The sequence below is a fragment of the Rhodoplanes elegans genome, from assembly GCF_016653355.1.
GTDB classification, from domain to species: domain Bacteria; phylum Pseudomonadota; class Alphaproteobacteria; order Rhizobiales; family Xanthobacteraceae; genus Rhodoplanes; species Rhodoplanes elegans.
In genome coordinates, this window is record NZ_NHSK01000009.1 from 1 (window position 1) to 6,085 (window position 6,085).

Sequence of the window (6,085 nt, forward strand, 5' to 3'; positions counted from 1 at the left end):
GTCGGATTTCGCGCCGTAGGGGCGAAATCCGGGTGAGGGGGCGCCGCCGCGAGTCTCTGCTGGTCGGAGGCGCCCCCTCACCCCGACCCTCTCCCCGCGCGCGGGGAGAGGTGAACATCGGCCGCACCCTCTAGTCCGTCCGCGGCTTCAGGCTGCCGAAATAGGCGGCGAGCGCGGCGATCTCGTCGTCCGTGAACTTCACCGCGATCGAGCGCATAACCGGGTTCTCCCGCGTCTTGTCGCGATACTGGCCGAGGATCTCGACGAAGCTCTCCTCCGGCCAGCCGACGATCGGCGGGATGCCGTCGTAGCGCCCGCTGATCTGGTGGCAGGTGACGCATTCCGACGACAGATACTCGCCGAGCTCGCGATCCCCCTTCGAAGCGCCGCTCGTGTGCCCGCCGGCCGCCACGGCGCCGACCGCGACGGCCAGTGCGACGAGCGGCGCGGTCGCGACCGCGACCGTCGCGGTCACGACGGGCACGGCCACGATCCGGGTCGGCGCGCGAGACGGGGGTCGCCGCGGCATCATTCGACCCGCGGTCCCTTGCCGTCCTCCGGCGTCACGTCGATGGCGCGGGCGCGGCCGAGGACTTTCGGCGCACCGGCCGCACAGTTCGTCATGCACGGCTCCTTCTTCCAGAACGCCTTCTCGGACACCTCGCGGTCGTCGTCGAAGAAGTTCGCCTCGTTGGAGAGCTTCACGGTCGGGAAGCTCTTGTCGGAGATTTCCTGATCCTGGTCCGTGATCACGTCGTTCAGATAGAGCAGATAGGCGACGATCGAATACAGATCGTCTCCCTCCAGCGACTGCGCGTTGCCGAACGGCATGGCGCGCCGGACATAGTCGATCACCGTGGAGGCGTAGGGCCAGTAGGAGCCGATCGTCTTCACCGGATCGTGAGAGGCGAGCGTGCCGGCGCCGCCGGCCAGAACCGGCCAGCGGCCCGTGCTCTCGCCGAACTCGCCGTGGCAGGCGGCGCACTGCGTCACGAATAGATCCTCGCCCTTGCGGGCCGTGCCCTTACCGGGCGGAAGCCCCTGCCCGTCCGGCCGCACGTCGATGTCCCAGCCGGCGATCTCCTCCGGCTTCGCCTCGCGCCCGATGCCGAATGGCATCTTCGCGGGTGCGGCAGCGGCCGCCGGCGCCGCCGCGGTCTGGGCCGGCGCCGTCTTGGCGGCCGCATCCTTGCCGGGCGGCTTGGCCGGGAGCTTGCTGCTCTGCGCCATGGCGAAGCCCGCGCCACCGATCACGGCGACGGCGAGCAGCATGCCCGAGAGGACGGCGATCTCACGCGATCTCGACATTTTCCACCTCGCCCTCCGGCGACACCCGCCAGGTCTGGATGCCGTTGTTGTGGTAGACCGAGTTAACCCCGCGCACCTTGCGCAGCTCGTCCTTGGTGGGCTGCACGTAGCCGGTCTCGTCGATGGCACGCGACTGCAGGAACAGCTCCTGGCCGTTCCAGTCGAACTCGGCGTAGAATCGCGCCATCGACTTGTCGAGCACGGGCCCGTCGAGCCGCGCGGTCCGCCAGTTGCGGCCACCGTCGAGCGACACGTCGACCCGGGCGATCTTGCCGCGCCCCGACCAGGCGATGCCGGAGATCACGGTGAAGCCCTTCTTGTGGCGGAGCGGCGCCTGCGGGCTCGGATTGGTGATCACCGACTTGGCGTCCATCACATAGGTGAAGCGGCGCGCCTTGCCGTTCTCCAGGAGGTCCGTGTATTTCGACGTCTCCTCGCGATGGTGCCAGGGCTGATCGCCGACCTCGATGCGGCGCAGCCACTTGACCCACATGTTGGCCTCCCAGCCGGGCACGCAGATGCGCACCGGGTAGCCGTTCTCGGGACGCAGCCGCTCGCCGTTCATGCGGAACGCGATCAGGCAGTCGTCGAGCGCCTTCTGGAGCGGCAGCGAGCGCGTCATCGCGGCCGAGTCGGCGCCCTCCAGCAGCAGCCACTTGGCGTTGGTCTTGACGCCGGCCTCCTCCAGCAGCACCCGCAGCGGCACGCCCGTGTACATGACGTTGTGGATCATGCCGTGGGTGAACTGGCAGGCGTTCATCTGGGCGCCGCGCCACTCCATGCCGGAGTTCGCCGCGCATTCGGCGAAGTAGATCCGGTTGGTGCGCGGGAAGCGCTCCAGATCCTGCAGCGTGAACATCAGCGGCTTGTCGACCAGGCCGTGGATCATCAGCCGGTAGTCGTTCGGGTCCAGCTCGGCGATGCCCGAGTGGTGGCGCTCGAAGCAGAGGCCGTTCGGCGTGATGATGCCGTCGAGCTCGTGCAGCGGCGTGAACGACACCGAGCTCTCGCGCGAGGCGGTGAGCCACTCGACGTCACGGCGGATCACGTTCGCCTCGTGCTTCGACGGCTTGCCGTAGGCCCGCACCGCGACGCCGTCGCCGAGCGTCTTCGACCACTCCGGCACGTTGGGCGGCAGGTTCTGTGGGTTGCCGGGCTCGGCGGCAACCGCGGCCGTGCCGGTGCCGAGGGCCGCGGCGCCGCCGAGCGCCAGGCTCTTTCCGAGCAGCGACCGCCGCGACAGTCCGGCGTCGTGATCACGGTTCTTGTTCAGCATTCCCGCCCTCCGGTCTGCACTCTGCGTTTGCACGAGACGCTGGTCTCACCTCTCCCGCACGCGGGGAGAGGTCGGAGTTCGCGCCGCAGGCGCGAAGTCCGGGTGAGGGGGCGTCGCCGCGAGTCTCTGCTCGCGAGTCTCGGCTTCGGGGAGACGCCCCCTCACCCCGACCCTCTCCCCGCCTGTGGGGAGAGGGGGCGCGGCACCGTGCCAAGGCACCGCGCCTTACGCCCCCAAAATCTTCACCGTGGAGGCGCCGGTGGGCGCCACGGTCTGCTTCTTCTTCAGATGATCGAACACCACGTCCCAGATCGCTGGACCTTCGGTGCCCTCGTTGACGCTCGCCCAGCCGGCGACCGTGTACTCCTTGTCGGCGGCGAGCGGCTGGCCGGTGCGGCTCAGCACGAGGTCGCCGATGCGGCTGCCGATCGGCTTGCCGACGTCGATCGTGTAGGAGAGGCCGCCGACCCGCACCATGTCGCCGCCCTGCTGCAGGTACGGGTCCGGATTGAAGATGTTGTCGGCGACGTCCTCCAGCACCTCCTTCAGCCGGGCGCCCGTCATGCCCATGCGATACGCCGCCGGATAGGTCATGGCGGTGGCGTTGTAGACGTCCTCGCGGGTGATGCTCTGGCCCGGCAGCAGCGTCGGCCCCCAGCGGAAGCCGGGCGACAGCGCGATCTCGGCGTCGCGCTCGGCCAGCAGCGCGTCGCAGATCACGTCGTCGAGGGTGCCGTTGAAGTTGCCGCGCCGATAGAGCGTCGTCTCGGTCTTGCCGACCACCTCGCCCAGCATCGTCTCGTGCGGTGCCCGGTGCATCGCTATGACGCCGGCCATCGCGGCGTCCGGCGTGATCACGTCGGCGAGCACCGGGATCAGCTTGTGGCGGACGCCCTTCACGGCACCGTCGCGCACGTCGAGATCGATGCGCGAGACGAACTTGCCGTGACTGCCCGAGGCGATCAGAATCGTCTTGCCGACCTGCACGGGCGCCGGCAGCGCGTCGTGGGTGTGGCCGGTGAGGATCACGTCGATGCCGCTCACCCGGCCGGCGAGCTTGCGGTCGACGTCGAAGCCGTTGTGGGAGAGCAGCACGACGAGCCCGGCGCCGGCGGCGCGCGCCTTGTCGACCTCGGCCTGCAGCTCCTTCTCGCGGATGCCGAACGACCAGTCCGGGATCATCCAGCGCGGATTGGCGATCGGCGTGTAGGGCAACGCCTGACCGATCACCGCGACCTTGACGCCGCCGCGCTCGACCATGGTCGAGCCCTTGAACACCTCGTCCTGGAACTCGCTCTCGCGCACGTTCTGGCACAGGAACGGGAAGCCGAGCTTGCCGACGATCTCCTTGACGCGCTCGGCGCCGAGCGTGAACTCCCAGTGCGCCGTCATGGCGTCCGGCTTCAGGAGCGCCATGCAGTCGACCATGTCCTGGCCCTTGGTGGCCAGGGACGTGAACGAGTTCTGCCAGGTGTCGCCGCCGTCGAGCAGCAGCACGCGGTTCCCGCGCTCGGCCCGGATCGCATTGACGATGGTGGCGACGCGATCGAGGCCGCCGACCCGGCCGTAGCTCTTCGCCAGGGCCTCGAAGTCGATGTCGGCGAGCGCATAGGCGAGCGGGCTGCCGGCCGGCACCTTGTAGGCGTCGAGCAGCGCCTTGCCGGTGACGTGCGGCGGCACGCCCTTGGCGTCGCCGACACCGAGATTGACGGTCGGCTCGCGGAAATACACCGGCTTGAGCTGGGCGTGGATGTCGGTGACATGAATCAGGGTCACGTTGCCGAGCGGCTCGAACGCCAGGAGATCGGCCTGCGTCACGCGCTGCTGGGCGAGCGCCCGGGTCGTCCCCCCGCCCCCGAGTCCCGCACCGGCCAGCACGGCGGCCATAGCGGCGGAGTATTGCAGCAGATCACGTCGCGTCGTCATGATGCACTCGTCGGCGCGCGTCCTCGATCGCCGGCGCGGGGCGCACCGGCGGCTCCAGACGCTTCCTGGGGAACGTCGTTTCGGTCGCGCGGCGGAGAGGGCCGCCGCGTCACCGCGACAGTCGGGTCACCATGACCGTCGGGTCACCATGACCGTCAAGTCACCGTGATGGTCAGGTCACCGTGATGGTCTCTTCGCCGACGATCTTGCTGCCGTCGTCGTCGATCCAGGTGAGCACGACCTTGCCGCTCTCCTCGGCCCTGAACTTGAACTGGAGGTAGGGGTTGGCCGAGACGGCGGGCTCCAGATCGGCGGCGAAGACCGGCTTGCCGTTCACCTCGCAGGTGAACTTGTTGATGATCTTGCGCGGGATGACGTTGCCGTCCTTGTCCTTGCGCTGACCCGATTCCATGATGTGGGCCACCAGGGCCTTGACCTCGACGAGGTCGCCCTTCTTGGCCTCCTTCTTGTCGAGACGGATGCGCGGCTTCGGCGCGGGTGTCGCCATGACGTTCTCTCCCAATTCTTCTGAATGACGAGCCGGAGCCGGATCAGCCGCCGCAGCCGCCGATCGTGACCTTGACCTGCCTGGTGTCCATGAACAGCGAGCCGTCGTTCATCTTTGCGACGGCGATCACGTTCTGGGTCTCGGCGAGGCGGATGCGGGTCGCCGCCTCGGCGACGCCCGAGCGCGGAGAGAAATGGAAGGTGGCGATGCCGCCGCGCGGATTGCCGTCGGCGACGATCAGCACGTCGGTGACATGCGAGGCGTCGGTCATCGGGCTCTCGACCGTGAAGGCGAGCGGCACCGTGTTGCCGTTCTCGGCGATGTCCGGCAGGTCGAGCTTCACCTTGCCCTTGGTCGGCGTCTTGCCGCCCGTGAAGGCCTTGACGAGATCGTCGGAGTCGTTCTTGGCGAAGGCCGTCCCGGCGCCGCCGAGCGCGACTGCCGCCACCACGCCGGCGCCCAGCGCGAACGCCTCGCGTCGGCTCACTGTCGTCGTCATCGAGAACCTCTCCTCATGTCGACGGCCCCGCCGGGCCGACTGTCCAGATCGCGACGACTTACGGTCGCCGCGGCACCCGGTCACGGATCGACGCGGTCCCGGACCTGCGCGGTCGGCGACCGAGACGAGCACGCACCGAAGACGAGCACGCACCGAAACCAGTCTGTCACGGAAGTCCGAGGAGCCGGCGAGCGAATGATCTGGCGATCGTTGGCTTGCGGCGGCGCCGTCCGGGATCCGCTTCCTCCATACATTCATTATTTTGAAACTTCTCTACCCGGTCCGGCGGGATCGCGCAATAGGAAGAATGGCGAAGAACGACCCATTTGTTGCTGCATCGCAGCGAAACGCAGGACGTTCTTCCTCTCGATCGCTCCCCGGGCAGAAAAAACGCTTTTCATTCGTCTTCGGGAATATAAGCTGACTCCCGCAGGCATTCACAAGACCGGCACGACCGGCCGCCGCACCCATCGTCGGAGGAACCATGAGCCCAGGAAGCTTCGCCCTGGCGCGCGCCGTCGTCACGGCCGCGTCGGTGGCGGTGACGCTGTCGATCGCCACCGCCCAG

General features: G+C 68.3%; 7 protein-coding genes. All 7 read right to left on the reverse strand.

The features are described from left to right. Positions 1–130 precede the first annotated feature (130 nt). A complete protein-coding gene (locus CCR97_RS00755; RefSeq protein WP_338049041.1) occupies positions 131–484 on the reverse strand; it encodes a c-type cytochrome in 354 nt (117 codons plus the stop codon). Between the two features lie 44 nt (positions 485–528). Further along, positions 529–1,308 carry a c-type cytochrome gene (locus tag CCR97_RS00760; RefSeq protein WP_111360440.1) on the reverse strand — a complete coding sequence of 260 codons (780 nt, stop codon included), beginning with the start codon at positions 1,306–1,308 and terminating at the stop codon, positions 529–531. After that, entirely contained in the window at positions 1,292–2,584 is a 1,293-nt protein-coding gene (soxC, locus tag CCR97_RS00765) for a sulfite dehydrogenase (protein WP_201159223.1), read from the reverse strand. The genes CCR97_RS00760 and soxC overlap by 17 nt, the downstream gene beginning before the upstream one ends. A 225-nt stretch (positions 2,585–2,809) precedes the next feature. Continuing rightward, on the reverse strand, positions 2,810–4,510 hold the full coding sequence (gene soxB / locus CCR97_RS00770) for a thiosulfohydrolase SoxB (RefSeq protein WP_201159224.1): 1,701 nt from the start codon (positions 4,508–4,510) through the stop codon (positions 2,810–2,812). Between the two features lie 172 nt (positions 4,511–4,682). Beyond that, positions 4,683–5,018 carry a thiosulfate oxidation carrier complex protein SoxZ gene (soxZ, locus tag CCR97_RS00775; protein ID WP_111360175.1) on the reverse strand — a complete coding sequence of 112 codons (336 nt, stop codon included), beginning with the start codon at positions 5,016–5,018 and terminating at the stop codon, positions 4,683–4,685. Positions 5,019–5,061: 43 nt separating this feature from the next. Further along, entirely contained in the window at positions 5,062–5,517 is a 456-nt protein-coding gene (gene soxY, locus CCR97_RS00780; RefSeq protein WP_111360174.1) for a thiosulfate oxidation carrier protein SoxY, read from the reverse strand. A 273-nt stretch (positions 5,518–5,790) separates the two neighbouring features. Then, positions 5,791–6,085: hypothetical protein (locus tag CCR97_RS31335; RefSeq protein WP_207199355.1), on the reverse strand; the 295-nt coding region annotated here is incomplete at its 5' end.

Bases quoted from the DNA above. Each gene is read 5' to 3' on its own strand.
- soxY (WP_111360174.1), bottom strand. From the start codon at position 5,517: ATGACGACGACAGTGAGCCGACGCGAGGCGTTCGCGCTGGGCGCCGGC.
- soxB (WP_201159224.1), bottom strand. From the start codon at position 4,510: ATGACGACGCGACGTGATCTGCTGCAATACTCCGCCGCTATGGCCGCC.
- soxZ (WP_111360175.1), bottom strand. From the start codon at position 5,018: ATGGCGACACCCGCGCCGAAGCCGCGCATCCGTCTCGACAAGAAGGAG.
- soxC (WP_201159223.1), bottom strand. From the start codon at position 2,584: ATGCTGAACAAGAACCGTGATCACGACGCCGGACTGTCGCGGCGGTCG.
- CCR97_RS00760 (WP_111360440.1), bottom strand. From the start codon at position 1,308: ATGTCGAGATCGCGTGAGATCGCCGTCCTCTCGGGCATGCTGCTCGCC.